Raw genomic sequence first — 24,530 nt, forward strand, 5'->3', positions numbered from 1 at the left:
CGCCGAGGCGCCGAGCCGCTCGCGGAGAGCGCGATCCCGCCGCGTTGACGTTCCACCGCGCGCGGGGGATACACAGCGGCATGAAGCGGTCGTGCATCGCCCTGGCGGCTTTCGCGCTGTCCCTCTCCGCTCCCGCGATCGCGCAGCCGGTGAAGGTGTTCGTCCTCGCGGGTCAGTCGAACATGGTCGGCTACGGCGTGGGCCGCCAGCTCCCGGTCGAGCTCCAGAGCCAGCCGGACGTCTGGTACGACCACTACAACCCCGACGCGCGCGAGGGAGGGCCGTACGCCGCGGCGACGAGCGCCGACTGGGGGCCGCTCGAGCCGAAGGGCGAAGCCCGCCGCTACGGGCCCGAGATCACGTTCGGCCGCGCGATCGTCGCGGCGTACCCGGGGCACCGGATCGCGATCGTGAAGATGGCGCAGGGGGGCACCAACCTCGTCGAACACTGGGGGCGCGGCCTCGCGCCGGATCCCGAGGTGCTCTACAAATCGCAGCTCTACCACGCGCTCCTCGGCGAGCTGGACTCCGCGACGTACGAGGGCGACCGCGCCCTCCGTTATCCCGACGAGGTGACGCGGCTCGACGGCGCCCTGGCGAGGCTCGAGTCGGAGGGGCACCCGTACGAGATCGCCGCGCTCGTCTGGATGCAGGGCGAGAACGAGGCGGGGTGGTCGGCCGCGTTCTCCTACGGCAACACGCTGCGCGGCTTCATCGCGGCGATCCGCGCGGACCTCGGCGTCCCCGGGCTCCCGGTCGTGCTCGGCAGGGTCAGCGACAACCTCTACCCCGCGAACGGCGGGCCCATCGCCCCCGGAAAGGCGGCGAACATCGACGCCGTGCGCGCGGCGCAGGTGACCGTGGCCGAGGAGGACCCGCGGGTCGCATGGGTCGACACGGACGACTTCACCGTGCGATCGCCCGACGACACGTATCACTTCGACTCCGCCGCGTACCAGCTCCTCGGCGAGCGCTTCGCCGAGGCGTACCTCGCGCTGGTCCGCGAGGAGGGCTCGTCGACCGCGTCGTCGGCGAGCAGCGCCGGGAGCGCGGCTGCAGGGGGAGGGGGCGCCGCGGGAGGCGGCGCCGCCGGGGGTGGCGCCACGGCCGTATCGAGCGGGAGCGCGGCGGCGGCGGGCGGCGCCGGGAGCGCAGGCGAGGGGGGAAGGGGCGCCACGGCCGTATCGAGCGGGAGCGCGGCGGCGACGGGCGGCGCCGGGAGCGCAGGCGAGGGGGGAAGGGGCGCCACGACCGTATCGAGCGGGAGCGCTGCGGCGACGGGCAGCGCCGAGGCCGCGGCCAGCTCGGGTGGGGTCGCGCCCGGCAGCGCTGGCGGCTGCGGCTGCCGGACCGCCGCCGGCCAGGGCCCCGGGGCAACGGCAGCGCTCGCGCTCGTCGCGCTCGCGGGCCTGCGCCGCCGCCGCTCGCGCGGGCAGGGCTGAGCGCCGAGCGGCGCCTCGTGGAGAGCTGGTGGAGCGGGGAAGGAGGCGCGCGCGCCGGCTGCGCCAGGAGTGGTGAGCAGCCGCGCCGCGCTTCGTGGGAGAGGCCTCGTCGTCGCCTCATGGCGACGCGGAGGTTCATCGCTTCAGGGGAGCCGCAGGGGGCCGTCGTCAGGTCGTACGGACCCGCCTGCGAGCCCCCCGTCGCCGAGTCACAGCGCCGGGTAGCAGCCCTCCGTCGTGCACTCATAGCCGTCGCGGCAGTCGGCCGACGTCGCGCAATCGCTGTTGCAGTAGCCGTCCACGGTGCAGATCCCGCCGCCGGCGCAGGGGGTCGTGTCGTCACAGACGCCCCAGCAGTAGCCGCCAGGCCAGCCGGACTCGTCGGGAGAGCAGTAGCCGCCGGCGCAGTCGCCGTCGGTGGTGCAGGGGGCGCCGTCGGCGCCCTCGCCGGGCGGCGGCGCGCAGGTGCCCACGTCCACCCTGCAGGTGGAGCCCGGCTCCGTGCAATCAGCGTCGCTGGTGCATTCCGGAAAGCAGAGGCCATTCCGGCACGAATAGCTGCTTCGGCAGTCTCCGGACGTGGCGCACTCGGCGATGCAGAAACGGAAGCCGCTGGCGTTCTCGATGCAGGCACCGCCGTTGCAGTCGCTGTCCGTGTTGCAGACGCCCGAGCAGGCGCCGCCCGGCCAGCCGGTCGCGGCCTCGGTGATGCAGAAGTCGCCAGTGCACTCGCTGTCGAGCGCGCAAGCGCTGCCGTCCGGGCTCGTCTCGATCGGGGGGTAGCAGCCGCCCGACTCCGTGTCGCACGTGCCCACCTCCGGGCAGTGCGCGTCGCTGGTGCAGTTCGGCCAGCAGGTGGAGTCAACGTCGCACATGTAGCCGTCGCGGCAGTTGGCCGCTGTCTCACACTCGGCGACGCAGAGGTTGAGGGATGCGTTGATGCGGATGCAGACGCCGCCGCCGGCACAGTCGCTGTCCGTCACGCACTCGGCGGTACAGTGCCCGGAAGGGAACCCAAACTCCGTCTCACCGAGGCAGAACCCGCTGGCGCACTCGGCGTCGGTGGCGCAGGCAGCGCCGTCGGCGCGTGGCTCGCCGCCGCCCCCGGTGGTGACGGAGGTCGTCGAGGTGGTGGCCGCGGTCGTGGTGACCGAGGTCGTGGAGGAGACGCTGCCGCCGCCGTCGCCGCCAGCGCCTGTGGTGACCGAGGTCGTGGAGGAGACGCTGCCGCCGCCGTCGCCGCCAGCGCCTGTGGTGGCCACGGCCGAGGTCGAGGAGACGCTGCCGCCGCCGTCGCCGCCAGCGCCTGTGGTGGCCACGGCCGAGGTCGAGGAGACGCTGCCGCCGCCGTCGCCGCCAGCGCCGGTGGTGGCCGCGGCCGAGGTCGAGGAGGCGCTGCCGCCGCCGTCGCCGCCAGCGCCGGTGGTGGCCGCGGCCGAGGTCGAGGAGGCGCTGCTCGAGGAGGCCGAGCTCGAGGTGGTGCTGCCGCCCGCACCGCCGCCGCCCGTGTCGCCGCCGCCGGTGCCGCCCGCACCGCCGCCGCCCGTGTCGCTACCGCCGGTGCCGCCGCCGGTACCGCCCGCACCGCCGCCGCCCGTGTCGCTACCGCCGGTGCCGCCGCCGGTGCCGCCGGTGCCGCCGGTGCCGCCGCCGCCGGTATCGCTGCCGCCGTTTCCTGTCGTGCTGCTGGCCGAGGTGGCGCCTTCGCCGCCGGTGCCGCCGCCCGCACCCCCGCCGCCCCCAGTCCCGATGACCGTCGCGTCGTCGTCGCCGCACGCCGTCGTCGTCATCAGTCCAAGAACGAAGAGACACACCAAAGATCGCATCTTCATCCGCTGCTCTCCAGCCGGTAGGGGTCCAGTGACGCGGCGCCGGCCGCCGGAGGCGACGAGCCGCAGCGCGATACGCGCGAACGCATCTTCTGTCGAAACGGCGCGGATGCCAACGCCTCTTTACTCCTTCACGGCGCTTTCGGGCGGAGGGCGCCCGCGCCGTCTGCTTCCTACCTCGTCCACGCTCCTCCTCGCCCCGGGCCAACGACGAACGAAGCAGCTTTTCGACGGCCGAGCGCGCGATTGTCGCGTCCGCTCCACGTTCGTGGAGCGCGTTTTGGAGGTCGCGACGCTCTCTTCTCCACTCGTTCTCACCCGTTCCACCCGTCCGGCGAGCCGTCCTTGCCGACCTGCGCGTTTCTCTTCTCCTCAGCACCTTCCCGAGCCGGAGCGCACCTCCCGATGTCCGTGAGGTTTCGGGCGTCCGCTCCTCAGCTCGTTGGCAAGCCGGACCGCATCGAGCGCACCTCCTGAGTTCCGTGAAGCTTTGGCCATTCCGCCCCTGTCGCCATGAGCGGAGCTGCGTCCGCTGCCCCGCCCGCTCTCGCCCGCGCGTCGCCTCGCGATGATTGACCGGCCGCCGTCGGAGCTGGTATAGGTAGCCGTTTTCTTTGAGTTGAATTTTTCAGTCGCAGCCGAAACGAAAGGCGGTCGAGCACCGTGTGCGCAGGTGAAGGGTGCCCTGGTGCTTCCAGTGCCAGCCATGTCGTCTTGCCCTTGCTGCGTCGCGTCGGCGCCCTGCGCCTCGGCGGACGACCTCTCATTTCAGCCAGAGGATGAGGAGACCCCATGCGTGTCCGACACGTGATGATCACAGCAGCGATCGCCGGTCTGTTCGCGGCCTGCGCCGGCTCGGAGGGTGATGGTGGCAAGACCGAGCGGCCGGTCTACGGGACGGTCTGTGAGGCCCGCTGCGCCTGCGAGGACTGCTCTGGCGATAAAGAGGGCCTGTGCGAGGCCGAGGAGGAGACCATCGCCAAGCGAGCCGAGGAGCGCTGCCAGGACGAGCACGCGGCGTACGTCGACTGTGTCCGGCTGGAGGGCCAGTGTGTGGACGGTCATCACCTGACGGAGGTCTGCAACATCCAGGAGGCGGCCCTCCAGGGCTGCCTCGAGCCCACGGGCCGCTGTCCCAGCGCGGGTGATGGCATCTGCGACGAGCCCCAGGGCACCGGCGAGTGCCCGGCCGGGACCGACGCCGCCGACTGCCTCTCTCACTGTCCCTTGATCGGCAACGGCACCTGCGACGAGCCCGAGGGCACCGGGCTCTGCGAGGAGGGCACGGACGTCGACGACTGCAAGCTCGCGCCGTGCGACCGCGTGCGGGACGGCGTCTGCGACGAGCCCGAGGGTACCGGGCTCTGCGAGGAGGGCACGGACGTCGCGGACTGCGCGGCAGGCGCGCCGTGCGCCTCCACGAACAACGGCGAGTGCGACGAGCCCGAAGGCACCGGTCTCTGCGAGGAGGGCACGGACCTCGCCGATTGCAACGCCACCCTGACCTGCGACGACCTCGACGAGTGCGGCAGCGACACGAGCGGGTGCGTCGGATGCGCGGTCCAGGGGAGCTGCGCCGATGAGCTCGATGCGTGCATCCTCGACGACGACTGCATCCTGTTCGCCAAGTGCGCCGTGACCTGCAAGGACGGGGACGACGCCTGCTTCACCGCGTGCATGGACGGACATCCGGATGGAGCGCAGCTCTATCTCGACTACGACACATGCGTGAACTGCGATGAGTGTTATTACTCGTGCGGCAACGCCAGCATCCTCGGGTGCTGATCCGTGGCTTGTCCCGGCGCCGCGGAGGAGATGAAGGCGCCCGAGAAGGAGCCCGGCCGGCCCCCTGAGCCGCTCCCGGGCGGCGCGATCCGCGCCCTCGTTCTGGTAGGATCGCCCGCCGTGCCGGAGCTCCCTCTCACCCCCGCCGATCTCGACGCGGTGCTGGCGCCGCTCCCCAGCGCCCGGCCGCTGCCCGCGCGCGCGTACTGGGACGAGGACGTCTTTGCCTTCGAGCAGGCCGAGATCTTCGGGCGCTCCTGGCTCTGCGTCGGCCGCGAGGACGAGATCGCCCGCCCAGGAGAGTGGCTGCTCGCCCCCCTCACGCCCGCGGGCGTCGTCGTCCTCCGCGGCGCCGATCTGGAGATCCGCGCGTTCCACAACGTCTGCCGCCACCGGGCGGCGACGCTGCTCGACGGCCCGTGCGGCCGCCTCGCGCACCTCGAGTGCCCGTACCACGGCTGGACCTACGAGCTCTCGGGCGCGCTGCGCGCCGCGCCCCACGCGCCGCCCGGCTTCGACCGCGGCGCGCACGGGCTCCTCCCGGCGCGCGCCGGCGCCCTCTTCGGCTTCCTCTTCGTGACGCTCGATCCCGGCGCGCCGCCGCTCGAGAGCGCGATCGGCGAGGCGCCGCCCTGGCTCTCGCGCCCCGGGCTGCGCTCGCTCCGTCGGGGCAGGCGGGTGGAGTACGAGGTCGCCGCGAACTGGAAGCTCTGCGTCGAGAACTTCCAGGAGTCTCACCATTTCCCGCGCGTGCACCCCGCGCTGGAGCAGCTGACCCCGTGCGACGACGCCGTGTCCTGGGGCCGGGGGGGCCCGTGGCTCGGCGGCGTCATGGACCTCGCGCCGGGCGCCGACACCGTCTCGACGAGCGCGGCGCCCGGCGCGCGGCCGCTCATCGTCCCCGAGGCGGAGCGGCGGCGCGTGCGCGACGCCTTGCTCTTTCCGGGCCTGCTCACGAGCCTCCAGCCCGACTACCTGCTCACATACCGGCTCGCCCCGCGCGCGCCCGACCGGACGCTCGTGATCGCCGACACGTACTTCCACCCCGCGGCGTTCACGAAAGGCTTCGATCCGGGCGACGTGTTCACCTTCTGGGACGCGGTGAACCGGGAAGACCGCGCCATCTGCGAGCGGCAGCAGCGCGGGATCCGCGCGCCCGGCTACACGCCGTCGACCTACGCCATGGTGGAAGACGGCGTCCACGCCTTCGACGGCATGGTCGCGCGCAGGTACCTCTCGGCGCTCCGCGCGCGGACGGCATGAGCGAGCCGCGGCCGGTGGGGTCGCCCGTGGACCGCTCTCTCGTTACTGCGCGACGCAGTTCTCCTTCATCACTTCCCAGACTGCATCTCCGGTGGCGATGCTACCGGCAGAGGTGGGATGGATTCCGTCTTGCGTATAGTCGTTGTGTCCGTTCCAGGTCGGACGAAGGTCCAGCCAGTAGCACTTCGGCGACGTGAGCCCGTCGCACAGCGCCTTCATCTTCGGCCGGAGCGTATCGAGGCAGGTCTTGAGCGACGCGAACTGGTTTCCGATGGGGTCTGGATAGAAGAAATAGACCACCTTCTCGACGTTGTCCTTCTCCATGGTCTCGAACAGCGCCTCCGCCGCCTCGAGGGCCCCGTCGCCGTCCCCTCTCAGCAAGCAGTCGTTCCCGCCCCCGTCCATCAGCACGTACTTGATCATGCCGTTCTCCGCGGCTTTGCGGTATTGGCTGGGGATCTGATCGTTGGCCAGCGTCGTGCCGCTGACCGAGTTGTCGATGTAGCGGTCGTTCTGGGGGAGGGAGCCCGCGGCCTTGGCCTGCTTCTCGATCTGCTGCGTGATGCCGTGCGTCGCGGCGATGAACGACTCTCCGATGACCGCGACTTGATTTCCCTTGGTCTGGCCCTTGACGCACTCGCCCGGTTCCCCGCCCGTGCCGGCCGTCTCTCCGCCGCTGGCCGAGCTGCTGGCCTCCGCGGTGCTTGCACTGCTGCTGCTGCTGCTGCTGCTGCTCGAGGTGCTGCCGGCTGTCGCGCCTCCGGCGCCGCTCGTGGCCGCACCGCCCGAGCCGACCGTGGCCGTGGTCTCCGCGCTGCTGGTGGTGGTGGTCCCGTCGGGGCCGCCTCCGCCGGTCGAGGACGTACCATCGTCATTGGCCTCACCGCAGGCCCAGATGCCGATGCTCAGGAGACCGAGAACGCTCAGTTTCGTAGCAACGTAGGGACGTATCGACCTCATTTTATTTCTCCAGTGTCCGCTTGGCGCCGAGGTTTCAAGCGGCGAAAGCCATTCATTGCCTTGTATCGACGATTCATCCATGCATCGAAGGGCCGCGTTCGCCCGATGCAGGTGACTGCCACGACGTCGTACCCAAGCCAGATGAATCGATGTATAGGCATACTCGCCTATGCCTTGATGCGAGACGTCGCGTTCATGTTGGTGGATTGAACATTTCGGGCGAGAGTCGAATTCGGTGTCTGCGCCACGGCCCCTCCTCCTGGGAGGCCCCCGAGGCGTTCGGTCCCGAGCGCTCCACGCCCGAGCGCGGCTTCCCGCCTGTGCTGGCTCGCGCCAGGCTGCGATCCGGGCCACGTGGGCGCCTCCTGGGACGCCGTGAACCGGGAGGATCGCGCCATCTGCGCGCGCCGGCACCGCGGGAGCCGCGCGCCGGGCCACGCCCCCTCGACCTGCGCCCTGGTGGAGGACGGCGCCCACACGTTTGACGGCCTGGTCGCGCGCGGGTACCGCTCGGAGCGAGGACGGCATGAGCAAGCTCTGCGGCCTGTGGGGCCGCCCGTACATCGACCTGTCGCCGCTGATCGACGCGGCGTGCTTCCCCGAGCTCGATCGCGAGATCGTGCGCGGCCTCTGCCGCGTCGAGCCCTCGTACACCGGCGGCAGCCTGAAATGGATGGGCGTGGTCGCGCCCTGGGTGCACGACGACCCGTACGTGGATTACGGGGAGGTCATCGGGGGCTTCTCGCGCGACGAGTTCTGCGACTTCATCGCGCTCGGCGACGACCCGTCCGCCTTCGATCCCGACCGGCGGCGCGAGTACACGTTTGGAGACGAGACGGATCACCCGCTCACGCGGGCGCAGATGCTGTACCTGAAGTACCGTTACGGCGTCTATTTCCCCTGGAAGGTCTGCTATCATCTGCTCGAGAACGATCGCTGGGAAGACAAGCACTCGGGCGCAGGCAAGGACTTTTCGGCGGAGGCCAGGGCGACGTTCCCCCGGACGGTCGAGTTCATCCGGGGCCTGCCGTTCGTCGAGATCGGGCGGTGCGTGATCTTCGGCCTCGAGGCGAATGATCACGCGCCCGCGCACCGGGACACCGAGCCGGGGAGCGCGATCGGCGCGGCGCAGTCCATCTCGTTCGACCCGCGCGGCGACAAGCGATTCTATGTCTGCGACAGGGCAGGGGAGGAGCGCACGGTCGTCCGCGCGCCCATCTACTGGTTCAACGACATGGATTACCACGGCGTCGAGCCGGACCCGTTCTTCCGGTACTCGATCCGCGTGGACGGCGTGTTCAAGCCGGAGTTCGTGAAGCGGCTCCAGCGCCTGTACGGGCGGTAGGCGCGGGCGCGGCCGCGTACCACCGCGGGCCTGTGGCGGAGGCGACCGGAACATACCGCCGCGAAGCGCGGCGCACTGCCAACCGCTTCCTGGAGGGCGGCCTCAGGGCGCGTCCAGGCTGTGCAGCCTCGCGCGCCAGTATCCCGGCCTTCGCTGTCCGTGCGCGACGGCGAGCACGACAATGGCCTTGTCATGCACCAGGTACGGAAGAGAAAAGGGGAATCGTTGCAGGACGAACTTACAAATCGGGACGGAGGTCGTGAGCCCCTGCCAGCGGGGCCACGCCTCGGGAGACTCGCGGATCGATGCTACCGCTCGGGCGACCTCGGCGACGAAGTCCAGCCCCAATCCCGGCTGCCGGGCCTCGTACCACTCCGCCGCGGCCGCGAGCTCCTCGCGCGCTTCGCGGTGGTAGCGCGCCTTCACCGGCGAGTGGCGCCGAGCCGCGCGGCGAGTTGTTCATGGACGAGATCCGCGTCTTCCAGCTCGGCCAGTCCGGAAAGGACCTCGTCCGCCCGACGCTCGATCTCAGCCGTCCATCGCCCCTCGACCTCCGTCTCTGCCGGGTCGTCCAGGCTGGCGAGGATCTCGTGCGCGAACTGTGCGCGGACGGATGGCGGGAGCCGCAGGATCTTGGCCAGGAGATCGCTCTCATGCTGCGACATGGTGCCCTGGAGCCTAGCACGATCGTGGCACCGCGCGCGCCTCACAGTGGTCACTCGGCTGCGGGGGCGGTGCCGGGATTGGATCTTCTATGGCGCCGCGGGAGCTCCGAGCGGCCTAGCGGCAGATGCGGGGGGAGCGGCCCCGTTCACCACGAGGTGGATGAACTGCAGCTTCGCCACGGCGGGGCGCGGCAGCACGAACGGGTAGAAGTCATGCTGGCCCATGCTGCGCGACATCTCGTTGAGCACGGCCGTCAGCTCCACCCAGGCGTTCAAGAAGCCCAGGAAGGTCTCGGCCCCTCGGTCGTCCGGCCGCCACAGCGCGTCCGCGCCCCATGGCTCGACGTCGAGCTCCACCTCGTCGGCGTCGATGCCGAAGCTGAGCGCCGTATCCACGGTGTCGACCATGTGGAGATAGTGGGCCCAGGTCTCGGCCCAGTCTTCCCAAGGGTGCATGCTGGCGTAGGCGCTGACGAAGCGCTCGGGCCAGTCGGCCGGCGGCCCCTGCTCGTAGTTGGCCTTCAGCGCGGCGGCGTAGTCCTGCTGCTCGTCGCCGAACAGCTCCCGGAACGGCGCCAGCCACCCGGTGTCGCGCACAAGGCGGTCCCAGTAATAATGGCCGACCTCGTGCCGGAAGTGCCCGAGCAGCGTGCGGTAGGGCTCGCGCATCGCGGCGCGGGTGCGCTCGCGCGTGGCGTCGTCCGCCTCCTCGATGTTCAGCGTGATCACGCCGTCGGCGTGGCCCGTCATCACCCTGGGCCCGTCGGGCGGAGAGGCGAGGAAGTCGAAGCAGAGGCCGCGCTCCGGATCCTCGCCGATCTTGGACTTCACCGGCAGGTTCAGCGCCAGGAGCTGCGACACGAGCCGTCGTTTGGCCGTCTCGAGCAGCCGCCATAGCGCCTGGTGCTCGGCGACGGAGAGGTCTGGAATGGTGCGGTTGAGCCGGCACGCGGCGCAGAGCGCGGGCGCCTCAGCCGCCGCCGGGATCAGCCAGTTGCAGCCCGACGCCAGGTCGAAGTTGCCGCAGCGCCTGTAGGGCTGCGGCGCTTCCGCCGTGTCGTGCCAGATCTGCCATGCGCCCTCGGTCGGGCCAGCCTTGAGCGGCAGGACCTGGGCGCGCTCGGGCTCGTAGCCGAGCGGCGTTTTGCAGGCCAGGCATTCGCTGTTGCGGAAGAACACCGGCCTCTCGCACTGGCAGCGGTAGGCGCGCGGTGCGGTGGGCTGCTTGGTCCGCTTCCATGCGCTGCGCAGGCGCGCGATCAGACTGTCGAAGCGATTGGTCATGGTGGGTTGAGCCGCCTCGATCGTGTCGGTCTCGGCTCACTGTCGCACGGAACGCAAGCCGTATGCCAAGCCTGCGGCTCGACGCTCGCGACACGGGTAGGACTCGACGCGCCGTGGACGGACGTCGCGACGTGTCTCGGTGTGGCAAGAATGCCGGCGACCCGACCCAGGTTGCGGCGACCCGACCCAGGTTGAGCGCTTCAGCCGACCCAGGTTGGGAATCGACCCCCGCCGCCCCCGACGCTTGCGCTGCTCGCTGCGCGCGCCTCGCTACTTCGTCGCGCGGTAGCTCTCCGGCGGTCCCAGGTAGCTCGGCCTGAGCCCGCCCGCGTCCACCACGAGCCTCTGCACCACCGGTCCTCGGGATCGTCGTCGAAGAGCGACCTGCCCCACACGGCCGGCCACAGAAGGGGGCCGCCGCCGGCGACGCCGCCGGCGGCTTTGCCACCCGTGGCGGGCAGGTCAGTTGGCGGGCACGAAACGCAGCGATGCGAGGCGCACGAGCTCGCCCTGGCCGCCCTTCACCTTCAGGTAGACCTCGTGCGTGCCCGACGTGGGCGCCACGTTGCACGTCGTCGTCGTCCACTTCTCCCAGCCGTCGGTACCGGGGAGCGCGCAGGTGCCGATCATCGAGCCGCCTGCGAACGGATCGATCCAGACCTCCACGGTGCCGCCGCCCCCGGCGCTCGAGGCCTCCAGCGCGATCGCCTTCGACTGTACACCCCCGCTGCCGAGGTCGACGCTCCCGAACATGGCCCAATCGCCGTTCTCCAGATCACCGAGCACCGGTCCCGCCGACGTGCTCGACACGACCTCGGCGCCGGACTGCTGGTCCGCCTCCGCGGCCGGGATCGGGGTGAATCCGTCACGGTAGGTGAACAGGTCGAAGTAGGCACGGCTGTTGGTCGCGAACATGCCGGCCTGGTTGCCAATCCAGGTGTGGGCCATGGCATAGAACCCGTCGAGCGTGGAGACGTCGATCTCGGTGCCCACCTGGGTCCATTCGACTCCATCCGTGCTGAACCAGCCCGTGGCCTTGTGCTCGGAGCGGACCAGCTTCAGCCAGACCGCCTTCCCGGCGGGTGCGGGGACCGACGCGCCCACGACGACCGGCTCGGCAAGCTCGGTGTACGCGGCCCCCGCCTCGGCCGGGGCCTGCACCGAGCGCGACCGGAAGGAGAAGCGAATCCTGTCTTCCTCGCCCTCCATGACCCGCGCCACCGAGACGTCCATGATGGCGGGGAGCCTGAACTGCTCGCTGTCGGTCATCCACGTCGGGCAGGAGAGCACCTGCTCGTCCTGCCAGTAGCCGTTGCCCACGCGGATGCCGGCCGCGTCCCCGTCGGCCGTGGGCGTGAACTCGACCTTCGCGACCATGCTGCTCGAGTGCAGCGTGTCCTTCTGAACGACCCACGTGGTCCCTCCGGTACCCGGCGTGATCCGCAGCCACCCCGGGCGATCCACAACCGAGTACTTGTCCTCCGACGGGCCGTAGGTGGTCCACGCGGAGTCGATCGTGGCCGACGAGAAATCGTCGTTCACGGGCAGCAGGAAGGGCACGCCGCTCTGCGGCAGCTTGGGCGCGGACAGACCGCCCTTCTTGGTCGGGTACCGCGGGACCGGGATCGTCTTCCCGTTCACCTCTTGGTCGACCCAGGTCACCTCCAGCAGCAGCCCCTCGCGGCCAAGCCCCTGCCAGTCGCCGTTCTTCGAGGTCTTGGTGTCGTCGGTGCCCACGTTGCTGCAGTCGTACGAGTGGGCAAAGGCCCACCACGAGCCGTCCTCGAGCGCGATCGGCGCCGTGGTGTGCTGGACGCCGGCGTACGGCTCCTCGCCGGTAAGGACATAGCCGAGCCACGTCCAGTCCTCGGCGGTGCTGCCGACCAGCTTCTTCGAAGCCCAGGCGTGCAGCTGGCCGCCGCAGGCCGTGTGCGTCGAGACGAAGTAGTAATACCATTCGCCGCGCTTGGCCATCGTCGGCCCCTCGGCCCACTTGCTCCAGTCAGGATTCGTGAAGTCGCCGCAGCCGCCGGTCTCCTGATCCCAGTTGATGAAGCTCATGTCGATGCTCGACTCGGGCAGCAGCATCCCGGTCTTGGGATCGATCTCCGTGACCAGGTTGATGCCGAAGTCGTTGGGGTGATCCGCGTCCCATTTGCACAGACCGTTCTTGATGATCATGTACGTCTTGCCGCTGTCGGGATCGACGAACACCGAGTTGTCGGAGCCGGTCCCTCGTTCGTACGAGGTCTCGCTGCCGGGCGGCGTGTAGGGGAAGATGTCGACCTTGGTGGGCTCTGACCACGGGCCCTCGAGGCTCGGCGCCGAGGAGAAATGCTGGGTGGCCCCGATGGAGTAATAGACCCGGTACACGTCGCCGGCCTTGACGATGAAGCCGCCCCAGGTGCCCTGGCCCGGGCCGAGCTGCGCCTCCAGCGCGGGAGCGGTCGAGTGGACCACCCGGTTCATGCGCTCCCAGTGGAGGAGATCCGTCGAGCGCAGGATCTCGAAGGCGGGCATCATGTGGAAATTCGACCCGACCAGGTAGAAGTGGTCGCCTTCCCGGTAGATGTTCATGTCCGGGTGATCACCGGGCAGAACGGGGTTCTGGTAGGTCGTCACCTCGAAGGCCGCGTCGCCGTCGCCGCCCGCCCCACCGCCGCCGGCGTTCGGAGAGCCACCCGTGCCGCCGTCGCCGCCGCCGCCGCCGTCTCCGCCCGTTCCACCGCCGTCGCCGCCCGTTCCACCGCCGTCGCCGCCCCCACCCGCGGAGCTTGCCGAGGTTGAGGTGCTAGTCGATCCCGCCGTGCTGGGATTGGGCTCGTCCGAGCCGCACCCCATCGCGATCAATCCAACGAAAGTGACAATCCCTGCTGCATAAGAGCGCACGATGACCTCTCAGTTCCTTGTTGTGGACCCTTGAATTCCCGAGGGCTTCCGAAATGATCAATGAACGGGCACGAAAGTGCCTATCGGAGCCACACGGACCCTGGCGGAACGCCCTTCATCCCCCTCTTGTCACGCCGTACGGGCGCGCCGCTCGAAGATCCGTTGGAGCAGGCAGGCGACCAGGAGGAGCAGGCCGATGACGATCTTGGTCCACCAGGAGCTGAGCGTGCCCTCGAACATGATGAGGGTCTGGATGGTGCCGTAGATGAGCACACCGAACAGGGTGCCGACGACCGTACCATGGCCGCCGGTCAGCAGGGTGCCGCCGATGACGACGGCGGCGATTGCGTCCATCTCCATTCCGCCGGCATGCAGCGCGTAGCCGGACACCATGTAGAACGTGAAGGCGACGCCCGCCAGCGCCGAGCAGAACCCGCTCAAGGTATAAATGAGCACCTTGGTCCGCGGCACTGGCAGGCCCATGAGCAGGGCGGATTGTTCGCTGCCGCCGATCGCATAGACCGTGCGGCCGAAGCTCGTGTAGTGGGCGATGTAGATGGCCGCGGCGAACAGCGCGAGCGCGATGATCACGTTCCAGGTGATCGAGGTGTCGAACAGGAACGGGATGCGGTGCGACGAGACGTCGACGTAGAAGCCGTTGCGGATCGTGATGGAGTCGATGCTGATGAGGTAACAGAGCCCGCGCGCCAGGAACATGCCCGCCAGCGTGACGATGAAGGGCTGCACCTTGAAGTACTGGATGACGACCCCCATCACGAGGCCGATGGCCGAGCCCATGGCCAGCACGAGCGGGATGACCACGGCAGGGCTCACACCGTGCTTCTCGACGAGCGACGCCGAGACCATCGTGGTCAGCGCGATGACCGAGCCGACCGAGAGGTCGATCCCGCCGGAGAGGATGACGAAGGTCATCCCGATGGCGGTGATCAAGAGGAACGCATTGTCGATGAAGAAGTTGAGGAACACCTGCAGCGAGAAGAACCCGTTGAACAGGTACGACCCGGCCGCGAACATGAGCACGAACAGGCTGCTGGTGACCGCGAGCGGAAGGTGCCTCGGGTCGATCCGGACGGAGCGCCCGGTCGCGGCGGTGGTGCCGCTCCGTCCGGGCGCGGCGATGGTGCCGCTCCGTCCGGTCACGGCGGCGGTGTCGATCATGGTGTGACCACCCTCCTCGTCCGTTGCTTTGCGATGAGATCCCTGACCTTCTGCGATTGCACGATGGTGATCAGGAAGACGACGAGCGCCTTCACCACCAGGTTGACCTCCGGCGGCACGCCGGCGGAGTAGATGGTGGTGGTGAGCGTCTGGATGATCAGGGCGCCGATGACGCTCCCCGCCAGCGTGAACTTGCCCCCGGAGAGCGACGTCCCGCCCAGAACCACGGCGAGGATGGCGTCCAGCTCGAACAGGAGGCCCGCGTTGTTCCCGTCGGCGCTCTTGACGTTCGAGCTCACGATGAGCCCGGCGATGCCGGCGCACAGGCCGCACACGGCGTAACAGGCGAAGGTGATCGTGCGCGCGCGGATCCCGGCCAGCCGCGAGGCGACCGGGTTCACGCCGATCGCCTCGATGAACATGCCGAGCGCGGTCTTGCGCGTCAGCAGCCAGACGACGGCGCTCACGCCCGCCACGATGAACAGCGAGACCGGGATCCCGAGGAGGAAGCCGTTCCCGATGACGTGATACGGGCTGTAGTAGATGGTGATGATCTGACCGCCCGTGATGAGCTGGGCGATGCCTCGCCCCGTGACGAGGAGGATCAGGGTCGCGATGATCGGCTGCATGCCGAAGAGCGACACCAGCGCTCCGTTCCACATGCCGAGCGCCAGCGCCACGCCCAGCGCGCTCCAGACGACGATCGGCAGCGGAACACGCGTCGCGTCCGCCATGCCGGTCCCGCCGCTCGGCGAGAGCTCGCCGCCGATCAGCACCGCCGCGACCGCGCCCGAGATGGCCACGACCGCGCCGACGGAGATGTCGATGCCGCGGGTGGCGATCACCAGGGTGAGCCCCATGGCGATGATCATGAGCGGCGATGCGCGGTTCAGGATGTCGATGACGCTGCCGTAGAGGTGGCCGTCCTTGACCGTGATCGCGAAGAACTGCGGATTGCTGACGAGGTTGAACAGCAGGAGGGAGCCGAGCATCGCCAGCGGCCAGAACGCGTTCCCGCTGGCGAGCCGGCGCAGGGAGGCGGCGGCCGCGCTCACGGCTGACCTCCCGCGATGATCTGGTAGACCGCCTGCTCGTCGGTCTTGGCCGTGGCGAGCTCCGCCACCTTGCGCCGGTCGCGCAGGACGACGACCTGGTCCGAGTAGCGCAGCGCCTCGGCCATCTCCGAGGAGACGAGCACCACCGCCATGCCCCGATCGCAGAGATCCATGACCTGGCCCATGATCTCGCCCTTGGCCGCCACGTCGATGCCGCGGGTCGGCTCGTCGAGGATGAGCATGCGCGGATCGGTCACCAGCCAGCGAGCCAGGAGCGCCTTCTGCTGGTTGCCCCCGCTCAGCTTGGAGATGGGCACCTCCGCGTCGGCGGCCACGATGCCGAGCCGCTGGATGTAGCGGCGGGCGATGTCGTCCTGCTCGTCCCGGGACAGGTTGCGGAAGATGCCGCGCTTGGCCTGGAGGGCGACGACGATGTTCTCGCGCAGCGACAGGTCGCCGAGGATCCCCTCGACCTTCCGGTCCTCTGGGCAGAAGCCGAGCCCGCGCGCGATCGCGTCGAGCGGCGAGTCGATGCGCGCCGGCTCCCCGTCGATCTCGATGGATCCCTGGTCCGCCCCGTCGAGCCCGAACAAGAGCCGCACCGTCTCCGTCTTCCCGGCGCCCAGGAGGCCGGCGAGGCCGAGCGCTTCGCCGCGCTGCACGTCGAGATCGACGTCGCTGACCGAGCCCTTCTTGCCGAGCCCTCGCGCCCGCAACAGGGGCGCTTGCCCGCCCGCCGGCAAGGTGGCCCGCGCGCGCTCGGCCCGGGCCGGGCCGTCCTCGGCGACCTCGCGCCCGACCATCCGCGTGACGAGCTCCATGCGCGACAGCTCGGCGGCCGGCGTCTCGCTGACGAGCTGACCGTTCCTCAGCACCGTGATCCGGTCGGAGATCTCGAACACCTGGTCGAGGAAGTGCGAGATGAACAGGATCGCCATCCCCTGCGCCTTGAGCCGCTGGATGACCGAGAAGAGCGTCTTCACCTCGTCCTCGGCCAGGCTCGAGGTCGGCTCGTCGAGGACGAGGATCTTCGCCTGGGCGCAGAGCGCGCGGGCGATCGCGACGAGCTGCTGCACGGCGATCGAGAAGGTCGAGAGCGGCGCGGTGACGTCGACGTGGATGTTGAGGTCCGAGAGCAGGGCGCTCGCCTTCCGGCGCATCTCCCCCCACCGGATCGCGAAGACGCCGGCGTCCTCGCGCCCGAGGAAGATGTTCTCGGCCACGGAGAGGTTGGGGCAGAGGTTCACCTCCTGGAACACGGCGCTGATGCCGAGCGCCTGCGCGCCCTGCGGGCTCGAGGGCCTGATCTCCCGGCCCTCGAGCAGGATCTGCCCGTCATCCGGGGGGTGGACGCCGGTCAGGACCTTGACCAGCGTCGATTTGCCCGCGCCGTTCTGCCCCATGAGCGTGTGCACCTCCCCGGGCAGCATGCGAAAATCGACGGAAGAGAGCGCCTGTACGCCAGGGAATCCCTTGGAGATCCGCTTCATCTCGAGCACGGGCACGGCTCCGCTCTGCATCGCTCACGTCCTCCCCGGCGGCCTCCGCGGCGCCGCCGTCACGCGCGCTCAGTACTTGCGCTTCGGGAACTCCTGGGCGGCCGTCTCCATCGGGAAGACGCCCTCCTCGGTGACGATGCGCTTCGGCAGCTGCTTGCCCGCCATCAGGTCCTTCACGGCGCTCATCAGCTGCGGCCCGAGGAGGGGGCTGCACTCGACCGTCACGTTGAGCTTGCCCGCCATCATCGCCTCGAACGCGCCCTTCACCGCGTCGATCGAGATGATGAGGATGTCCTTGCCGGGTTTGAGCCCCGCCTCCTCGATGGCCTGGATCGCGCCGATCGCCATGTCGTCGTTGTGGGCGTAGAGGACGTTGATGTTCTTGCCCTCCGCCTTGAGGAACGCCTCCATGACCTCCTTGCCCTTGGCGCGCGTGAAGTCGCCCGTCTGCGATCGGATGATCTTGAACTGGGGCTTGTCCTTGATGATCTCCTCGAACCCCTTCTTGCGATCGATCGCGGGGGCCGAGCCGACGGTGCCCTGCAGCTCGACGATGTTGACCGGGTCCTTCTGGTCCTTCGTCTTCTCGACCAGCCACTTCGCGGCGCGGCGGCCCTCCTCGACGAAGTCCGACCCCATGAAGCTGACCCAGAGGCTGTCGTCCTTCGTGTCCACCGCGCGATCGGTCAGGATGACGGGGATCTTGGCCTCCTTGGCCTCGCGCAGGACGGGCTCCCAGCCGGTCTCGACCACGGGCGAGAACGCGATGACGTCGACCTTCTGTGCGATGAACGACCGGATGGCCTTGATCTGGTTCTCCTGCTTCTGCTGCGCGTCGGAGAGCTTGAGGTCGATCCCGGCCGCCTTGGCGGACTCCTCGATCGACTTGGTGTTCGCGGTCCGCCACTCGCTCTCCGCGCCGATCTGGGAGAACCCGAGCGTGATCTGTTTATTTTCCTTTTGACAGCCCGGCCCGACCAGGATCATCGCCAGCCCTGCCAGCGCCACCATCCCTGTGGTGACAAAGTTTCTCCTCTTCATGGCGCAGCTCGTCTCCTCTCGTCCATCGCCTCGTTCCATGAGGCACCTGACTCATCCTCGCCGTCGTCCCCCGACGTCCGGCGTCACTTCTGCCCGTAATACGCCCTCTTGCCGTGCTTCCGGTCGAAGTGCTTGCGCACGAGCGCGTCCGGCAGGCGCGCGGCGCCCGGGTGGATCGTGCGGGTGATGAACGCCATCCTCGCGATCTCCTCGAGCACCGCCGCATTGTACACGGCCTTCTCGGCGTCCTCTCCCCACGCGAACGGGCCGTGTCCCGCCACCAGCACCATGGGTGTGTGAAGCGGGTTACGATCCCTGAAGCACTCGATGATCTGCTTCCCCGTCTCCGTCTCGTAGTCGCCTTCCACGGCGTCCGGCCGCATCACCTCGGTGCAGGGCACGTCCTCGGCCAGGTGATCCGCGTGCGTCGTACCGTAGATCGGGATCGGCGTGCCTGTCTGCGCCCAGCCGGTCGCGTAGGTCGAGTGCGTGTGCACCACGCCACCCAACCCGCGGAAGCTCGCGTAGAGAACGATATGCGTCTTGGTGTCCGAGGAGGGGCGGAGGCGTCCCTCCACCACCTTCCCCTCCAGATCGACCACGACCATGTCGTCGGCCGACAGCCGATCGTAAGGGACGCCGCTCGGCTTGATCGCCAGGACGCCTCGGTCGCGATCGAACGCCGAGACGTTGCCGAACGTGTAGATCGCGAGCCCTCGGCGCGGGATCTCCATGTTCGCCGTGAAGGCGCGCTCGCGCAGCTCTCGATAGGTCGCGCTCACGTCGTGGCCCTCAGTGCGCCAGCCGGTAGGCGAGATCGTTCCAGCGGAGCTCGTTCTTGAGCGAGCGGATGTCGGTCCCTTCGCCGATGCGGACCAGCTCCACGCCGGCGATGGAGGCGAAGTCCTCCACGTGCGCCATGGTCACGGCGCGGCTGTGGGCGCAGTGATGGGCGCCCCCGGCCAGGATCCACGCCTCGCAGGCGAGCCTGAAATCGGGCTTCGGGACCCACACCGCGCGCGCCACGGGCAGCTTCGGCATCGCCCTGTCGGGCGCCACCGACTCGAGCTCGTTGGCGACGATCCGCATGCGGCCGCCCATGTCGATCATGGCAACGTTCACAGCGGGCCCGACCCCGGCGTCGAAGACGAGCCGGCACGGGTCCCCCTTGCCGCCGATCGAGAGCGGGTGGATCTCGAGCGACGGCCTCCCGGCGGCGATCGACGGACAGATCTCCAGCATGTGGGCGCCGAGCACGCGCTCTCGCCCCGGGACCAGGTGATACGTGTAGTCCTCCATGAAGGACACGCCCCCGCGCAGGCCCGTCGCCATGACCTTCAGGGCGCGCACCAGGCCGCAGGACTTCCAGTCGCCCTCCGCCCCGAAGCCGTAGCCGTCCTCCATGAGCCGCTGCACCGCGAGGCCGGGGAGCTGCTTGAGCCCATGCAGATCCTCGAAGGTCGTGGTGAAGCCGCCGAAGCCGCCCTCCTTCAGGAAGGAGCGCATCGCCGCCTCCTGCCTCGCCGCGTACCGCAGATCGCCGTGGCGATCGCCGCCCCTCCTCAGGGCGGGAGCGATGGTGTACGCCTCGTCGTACTCGGCCACCAGGCGATCGACCTCGCGCTCGTCGACGTCGGCGATGCGCCCCACGAGATCGCCCACGCCGTAGCCGTTCACCGACCAGCCGAACTTGACCTGCGCCTCGACGCGGTCGCCGCCGGTGACGGCCACCTCTCTCATGTTCATGCCGCCGAAGCGCGCGATCTTGAGCCGCCGCCCGTCGAGGATGGCGCAGGCGGCGCGCGCCCAGACGTCGAGCTTGGCGAGGACGTCGCCGTCCGTCCAGTGGCCGACGATGACCCTCCGGTCGATGCGCAGGCGAGCGCCGATGTACCCGAACTCGCGGTCCCCGTGGGCCGACTGGTTCAGGTTCATGAAGTCCATATCGATGCTGTCCCAGGGCAGCTCGCGGCCGTACTGCGTGTGCAGGTGCGCGATCGGCTTCTCCAGGCGCTTGAGCCCCGCGATCCACATCTTCGCGGGCGAGAACGTGTGCATCCACGTGATCACGCCGGCACACCGCGGCGACGCGTTGGCCTCGCGACAGACGGCGAGGATCGCCTCGGAGCTCTTGAGCGTCGGCTTCCAGACGACCCTGACGGGGAGCTTGCCCGAGGCGTCGAGGGACGCGGCGATCTCGCGCGCGTGTTCGGCGACCTGCTTCAGCGCCTCCTCACCGTAGAGGTCCTGACTGCCGGTCAAGAACCAAACCTCGAAGCCTTCTCGAAGATCCTGCATGGCGATCCCGCTCATTGCGTCAACTCCCTCTCCACAAACGATCCCAGCGCGACATAATCCCGGTACAGCGCGTCATAGAGCCTGGCGCGCGTGGGATCCGGCAGATACCGGGCCTCGGTCCCAGGCGACATCGCGCGCTGCGCGTCCTCGACCGTGGCGTGAAGGCCGGCGGCGGTCGCGGCGAACATCGCCGCGCCCAGCGCGACCGGCTGCTCACCGGCGCGGACCTCGACCGTCATGTCGAGCACGTCCGAGAGGACCTGCATCGTGAGGGGGCTCTTGCGCGCGACGCCGCCGACGCCGATGATGCCGTCGATGCGGAGCCCCTCGGTTCGGAAGCGCTCGACGATGGCGCGCGATCCGAAGGCGATCCCCTCCACGAGCGCGCGGTAGATCCGCGGCGCGTCCGTGCCCAGATCGAGGCCGACGATGGCGCCCCGGAGCCGCTGGTCCGCGTCCGGGGTCCTGCGCCCGTTCAGCCAGTCGAGCGCCAGCACGGAGCTCCGCGCCGGCGGGATCTCCGCGGCCGCCCGCTCCAGCTCGGGGATGATCCGCTCGATCGCCGCATCGGCGAGCGTCACGTCGGCGACCGTCGTCCGGAGCGAGTGGCCGTCGCCGGGCAGGGCAGGGAGGATGGCGAGCAGCGGCCAGCTCAGGAGCTGCTTGAACCAGGCAAAGACGTCGCCGAAGGCGGACTGCCCCGCCTCGTAGCCGATCGCGCCCGGGAGGATCGAGCCGTCGACCTGGCCGCAGATCCCGGCGACGAGGACCTCCGGCGCGCCGGTCTTCGGGACGACGAGCATGTCGCACGTGCTCGTGCCCATGACCTTGAGCAGGCGGTTCGGCTGGATGTTGCCGCCGACCGCGCCCATGTGCGCGTCGAAGGCGCCGACCGCGACGACGACGTCGTCCGGGACGCCGAGCGCCGCGGCCCACCCGGGCGAGATCGTCCCGAAGGGCACGTCGGCGGTCCAGGTCTGCGAGCCGAGGGTGGCCTTGAGCGCGGGCAGGCGCGGATGGAGCCTCGCAAGGAACTCGTTCGAGGGATAACCGTCGAACTCCGGGTGCCACATCGCCTTGTGCCCGGCGGCGCAGCGGCTCCGCTTGATCTGCCGGAGGTCTTCGGTGCCGGTCAGGACGGCGGGGATCCAGTCGCAGTGCTCCAGGACGGTGACCGCCGCGCGCGCGACCGCCGGATTGGTCTCGAGGACGTGGAGCACCTTGGCCCAGAACCACTCGGACGAGTACACCCCGCCCTCGTACTTCGTGTAGTCCACGCCCCCCCAGGTCCGAGCGACGCTGTTGATCCGCGCCGCCTCGGCCACCGCGGTGTGGTCCTTCCAGAGGATGAACATCGCGTCCGGGTCCTCCTCGAAGCGTGGGCTGAGCGAGAGAGGCCTGCCCTTCGCGTCCGCCAGGACCGGCGTGGATCCGGTCGTGTCGACCGCGATCCCGCGCACGTGTGCGGCGACGTCGCTGCCCGCCTGGTCCAGGGCCGCGCGGATGGACGCCTCCATGGCATGCAGGTAGTCGAGCGGGTGCTGTCGGAACCGGTGTGCGCGGGCGTCGCAATAGAGGCCCTGCGCCCAGCGCGGGTAGGGCGCGACCGAGGCCCCCGCGAGCTCGCCGCTCCGCGCGTCCGCGACGACCGCCCGAACGGAGTCGGTGCCGAAATCGATCCCGATGACGAATGTTCCCTTGCGCATGACGACCCGTTGGCCGGACTAAGCCAGTAAGGATGTGACCCGAGTTCAATGTGAACGTTCACATTGTGACTGTCAATCACAATCTGCCGGATCGCGACGGTTCTCGCGTCCCGAAGGATGAGCCAGGCTGCAACTCTACTCTCGTGCGGTCCGGCCGGGAGGGGGCGATGGTCCGCCGGCTCACGCGACCACGTGAGCGTTCACGTTTGTGACCGATGGTGGTGGAGGGGGGCTTCGTGCCCTGAGCGTGACCGAACGAGCTTGGCGAGCGCCTGTGGGGACGCGGCTCAGCCGCCTTCGAGGCAGATCCTGCGCACGAAGCGCCTCACGGTCGATGCGCGATGCTCCGCATAGTAGCCCTCGGCCGCCGCTCTCGACGCCTCGCCCGGCGCGTCGAGGCAGTTTGCGATGATCTCGTAGCCGTCCTGGAGATGGTTCGGGTCGCCGGGATGCGTGCGACGATATTCGTGCACGAGCTCCCGCATGCGCGCGCCGTTCCGCGCGCTCATCGCGTCGTTGAGCAGCCCGATCAGGCCGTTCTCATGCTGGATCTCGACGTGGCGCTGCGTGATGGGGTGGGGGTGGGCGGGGCCGTCGTGGCGGTCGTCGGGGCTCGGCCCGATGACGGGCAGGTCGTCGATCGCCGCGGCGAGCACAGTGCTGCCGGCCGAGGCCGGTGGCTCGCTCGACCCGCGGCGCGACGCTGTCTCGCGCGGCGCCTCCTCTCGCGACGTCTCCTGCCGAGAGGAAGGCAGCGGTCGCGCGTCGGGCTCTCGAGAGCGATGCACGAGGTAAAGCGCCGCGCCGAGGAGCAGCAGCGCGGCGACGGACCAGCGCCTGCGCGCCGACCTCATGGAATCGTCACCGTCCACGTCACCGTCTCTTGCGAGCGGGGCCAGTTGTCGCGACCCCAGCAGGGATCGATGTACCGGGGGTTGGTCGAGGGAGGAGGGTCGAGGCACTCGCCGCTGCGGTAGCGCACCAGCTCTTCGCCGGCGTTGTCGTAGGCCTTGGCGACGATGGTGTGGGTGCCCGAGGCGAGGCCCGCCGCGGCGACGTTGTAGACGGGGCCGCCGTCCGTCGCGATCACCTCGCCGTCGAGCGTCCAGTCCACGCTGATGACGTCGGGATCGATCACCTTGACCGCGAGCGTCGCCGGATCCGTGACGGCGCCCGCGGGTGGATCGGCCGAGTCGATCGGCTTGATGCGCATCCAGATGTCCATGATCATCTTCTCGCGCGAGACCGGGTTGAAGCTCGTGTTCTTGTTGTCTCCGAACAGGCTGTTCATCATCGAGTTCGAGGACGGGCGGTACTGTCCGCTATCCACGTAGCGGCTGCCGACGAACGTGCCCTGGACGCCCGTGGCGTCGGTGGCGTCGTACGCCAGCCACTTGTCCCATTTGCCCGCGGTCGTCGTGCAGTTGCCCGTTGTGTTCACCTCGACGTACTCCGTGCCGCTGCCGCTGCACGTGTTCGCGCCGCAGGCGGAGCCCGTCGCCTTGGCGCAATACTCGTCGGCGAGCTGATGGAAGCCGTGGCCGCCTTCGTGCAGCGCCGCTCCGGCGGCGTCCCCGTGCCCGCCGGACCAGAGCATCCAGGCCGAGCCCGTGTTCCACCAGCGATCGTTGTTCAACACGATGGCGTGCCAGTCGACCTCGAAGTCCTCGGGGAGGTTCGCCTTGAGCGCCTGATCCGCCGCGCGGGTGTCGCACTCTGCGAGGCGGCTCTCGTCGTCGCCCGTGCAGCCGAGCGCTCCAGGGATGCCGTTCGAGCGGCTGACCAGCTTGACGGCGCAGATGTTGACGAACTTGCGATACCTGCCGTACGGCTCGCCGATCGGGCTGCTGAAGCGCTTGGCCATCGCCTCCTCGATGTGATCGAGGTACGTGGTGTTCACGGTCGTGGCGTCGTAGCCGTCGCCCACGATGACGTAGTTGATGCGGTTTTCAGGTGGGCCCGCGCTCTCGATGGCCACGCCGTTCGCGCCGCAATCGAGGACGTAGGCGGAGTCGCCTCCTCCGGTGCCGCCGGGCACGAAGCTCCCCCCGGCGCCCGTGCCGGTCGAGCCGCTCTGGACCGCGCCTCCCGCGCCGCCGGAGCCGCCGGAGCCCGGAGCTCCGCTGCCTGTTGCTCCGCTGCTGGCAGCGCCGCCAGACGCGGAGGTGCTGCCCTCCGGCGTGCCGCCGCCGTCGGCCGTCGCCGCGGGGCTGTCCGGCGCCTCGCCGCAGGCGCAGAGCGCCACGAGGCTCAAGAGGTGCAGGTGGAACCTCGACTTCATCATGTTCAC

General features: G+C 69.6%; 20 protein-coding genes. 4 read left to right on the forward strand and 16 right to left on the reverse strand.

What is annotated here, in order from left to right; all coding sequences use genetic code 11:
• The first annotated feature begins 80 nt into the window (after positions 1–80).
• Positions 81–1,442: a sialate O-acetylesterase gene (locus WMF44_RS17870; RefSeq protein WP_437300322.1), complete on the forward strand. Its 1,362-nt coding sequence runs from the start codon at positions 81–83 to the stop codon at positions 1,440–1,442.
• 209 nt (positions 1,443–1,651) lie between these two features.
• Here WMF44_RS17870 and WMF44_RS17875 read toward each other — a convergent pair whose 3' ends face one another.
• Positions 1,652–3,274, reverse strand: a complete 1,623-nt coding sequence (locus WMF44_RS17875) for a hypothetical protein (protein ID WP_437300323.1) — start codon at positions 3,272–3,274, stop codon at positions 1,652–1,654.
• Between the two features lie 789 nt (positions 3,275–4,063).
• Between WMF44_RS17875 and WMF44_RS17880 the strand changes: the two genes are divergently transcribed.
• Positions 4,064–5,056, forward strand: a complete 993-nt coding sequence (locus WMF44_RS17880; RefSeq protein ID WP_437300324.1) for a latent transforming growth factor beta-binding protein — start codon at positions 4,064–4,066, stop codon at positions 5,054–5,056.
• A gap of 3 nt (positions 5,057–5,059) precedes the next feature.
• Positions 5,060–6,319: an aromatic ring-hydroxylating oxygenase subunit alpha gene (locus tag WMF44_RS17885; protein ID WP_437300325.1), complete on the forward strand. Its 1,260-nt coding sequence runs from the start codon at positions 5,060–5,062 to the stop codon at positions 6,317–6,319.
• 42 nt (positions 6,320–6,361) lie between these two features.
• Here WMF44_RS17885 and WMF44_RS17890 read toward each other — a convergent pair whose 3' ends face one another.
• Positions 6,362–7,279 carry an SGNH/GDSL hydrolase family protein gene (locus tag WMF44_RS17890; protein ID WP_437300326.1) on the reverse strand — a complete coding sequence of 306 codons (918 nt, stop codon included), beginning with the start codon at positions 7,277–7,279 and terminating at the stop codon, positions 6,362–6,364.
• Positions 7,280–7,805: 526 nt separating this feature from the next.
• On the opposite strand from WMF44_RS17890, the gene WMF44_RS17895 reads away from it, so the two are divergent.
• Positions 7,806–8,624, forward strand: coding sequence for a hypothetical protein (locus WMF44_RS17895; protein ID WP_437300327.1), 819 nt, complete (start codon positions 7,806–7,808; stop codon positions 8,622–8,624).
• A 102-nt stretch (positions 8,625–8,726) separates the two neighbouring features.
• On the opposite strand, the gene WMF44_RS17900 is transcribed toward WMF44_RS17895, so the two are convergent.
• The 14 genes from WMF44_RS17900 to WMF44_RS17965 all read right to left on the reverse strand — a co-directional run bounded on the left by WMF44_RS17900 (position 8,727) and on the right by WMF44_RS17965 (position 24,524).
• Positions 8,727–9,050 (reverse strand): type II toxin-antitoxin system RelE/ParE family toxin, encoded by a 324-nt coding sequence (locus WMF44_RS17900; RefSeq protein WP_437300328.1) that lies wholly within the window; start codon positions 9,048–9,050, stop codon positions 8,727–8,729.
• Positions 9,047–9,289: an addiction module protein gene (locus tag WMF44_RS17905; RefSeq protein ID WP_437300329.1), complete on the reverse strand. Its 243-nt coding sequence runs from the start codon at positions 9,287–9,289 to the stop codon at positions 9,047–9,049. The genes WMF44_RS17900 and WMF44_RS17905 overlap by 4 nt, the downstream gene beginning before the upstream one ends.
• Positions 9,290–9,376: 87 nt before the next feature.
• Positions 9,377–10,573 (reverse strand): zinc-binding metallopeptidase family protein, encoded by a 1,197-nt coding sequence (locus WMF44_RS17910; protein ID WP_437300330.1) that lies wholly within the window; start codon positions 10,571–10,573, stop codon positions 9,377–9,379.
• A 270-nt stretch (positions 10,574–10,843) separates the two neighbouring features.
• On the reverse strand, positions 10,844–10,978 hold the full coding sequence (locus tag WMF44_RS17915; RefSeq protein ID WP_437300331.1) for a hypothetical protein: 135 nt from the start codon (positions 10,976–10,978) through the stop codon (positions 10,844–10,846).
• 57 nt (positions 10,979–11,035) lie between these two features.
• Complete coding sequence (locus WMF44_RS17920) at positions 11,036–13,414, reverse strand: family 43 glycosylhydrolase (RefSeq protein WP_437300332.1); 2,379 nt, start codon at positions 13,412–13,414, stop codon at positions 11,036–11,038.
• Positions 13,415–13,591: 177 nt separating this feature from the next.
• The gene (yjfF, locus tag WMF44_RS17925; RefSeq protein WP_437300333.1) at positions 13,592–14,641 is read right to left on the reverse strand and encodes a galactofuranose ABC transporter, permease protein YjfF; all 1,050 of its coding nucleotides are present in this window, start codon (positions 14,639–14,641) and stop codon (positions 13,592–13,594) included.
• Positions 14,638–15,696 (reverse strand): ABC transporter permease, encoded by a 1,059-nt coding sequence (locus WMF44_RS17930; protein ID WP_437300334.1) that lies wholly within the window; start codon positions 15,694–15,696, stop codon positions 14,638–14,640. The genes yjfF and WMF44_RS17930 overlap by 4 nt, the downstream gene beginning before the upstream one ends.
• Complete coding sequence (locus WMF44_RS17935) at positions 15,693–17,216, reverse strand: sugar ABC transporter ATP-binding protein (protein WP_437300335.1); 1,524 nt, start codon at positions 17,214–17,216, stop codon at positions 15,693–15,695. The genes WMF44_RS17930 and WMF44_RS17935 overlap by 4 nt, the downstream gene beginning before the upstream one ends.
• A 48-nt stretch (positions 17,217–17,264) precedes the next feature.
• Entirely contained in the window at positions 17,265–18,236 is a 972-nt protein-coding gene (locus WMF44_RS17940; RefSeq protein ID WP_437300336.1) for an ABC transporter substrate-binding protein, read from the reverse strand.
• An 83-nt stretch (positions 18,237–18,319) separates the two neighbouring features.
• Positions 18,320–19,018 (reverse strand): L-ribulose-5-phosphate 4-epimerase, encoded by a 699-nt coding sequence (locus tag WMF44_RS17945; RefSeq protein WP_437300337.1) that lies wholly within the window; start codon positions 19,016–19,018, stop codon positions 18,320–18,322.
• Between the two features lie 10 nt (positions 19,019–19,028).
• Positions 19,029–20,534 carry an L-arabinose isomerase gene (araA, locus tag WMF44_RS17950; RefSeq protein ID WP_012235941.1) on the reverse strand — a complete coding sequence of 502 codons (1,506 nt, stop codon included), beginning with the start codon at positions 20,532–20,534 and terminating at the stop codon, positions 19,029–19,031.
• An 11-nt stretch (positions 20,535–20,545) separates the two neighbouring features.
• Positions 20,546–22,240, reverse strand: a complete 1,695-nt coding sequence (locus WMF44_RS17955) for a ribulokinase (RefSeq protein WP_437300338.1) — start codon at positions 22,238–22,240, stop codon at positions 20,546–20,548.
• A 287-nt stretch (positions 22,241–22,527) separates the two neighbouring features.
• A complete protein-coding gene (locus tag WMF44_RS17960) occupies positions 22,528–23,094 on the reverse strand; it encodes a hypothetical protein (protein ID WP_437300339.1) in 567 nt (188 codons plus the stop codon).
• Entirely contained in the window at positions 23,091–24,524 is a 1,434-nt protein-coding gene (locus tag WMF44_RS17965) for a M64 family metallopeptidase (RefSeq protein WP_437300340.1), read from the reverse strand. Before WMF44_RS17965 ends, WMF44_RS17960 begins: the two co-directional genes overlap by 4 nt.
• Between the last annotated feature and the right edge of the window lie 6 nt (positions 24,525–24,530).

The organism is Sorangium sp. So ce426 (genome assembly GCF_051475585.1).
Lineage (GTDB): Bacteria > Myxococcota_A > Polyangia > Polyangiales > Polyangiaceae > Sorangium > Sorangium cellulosum_B.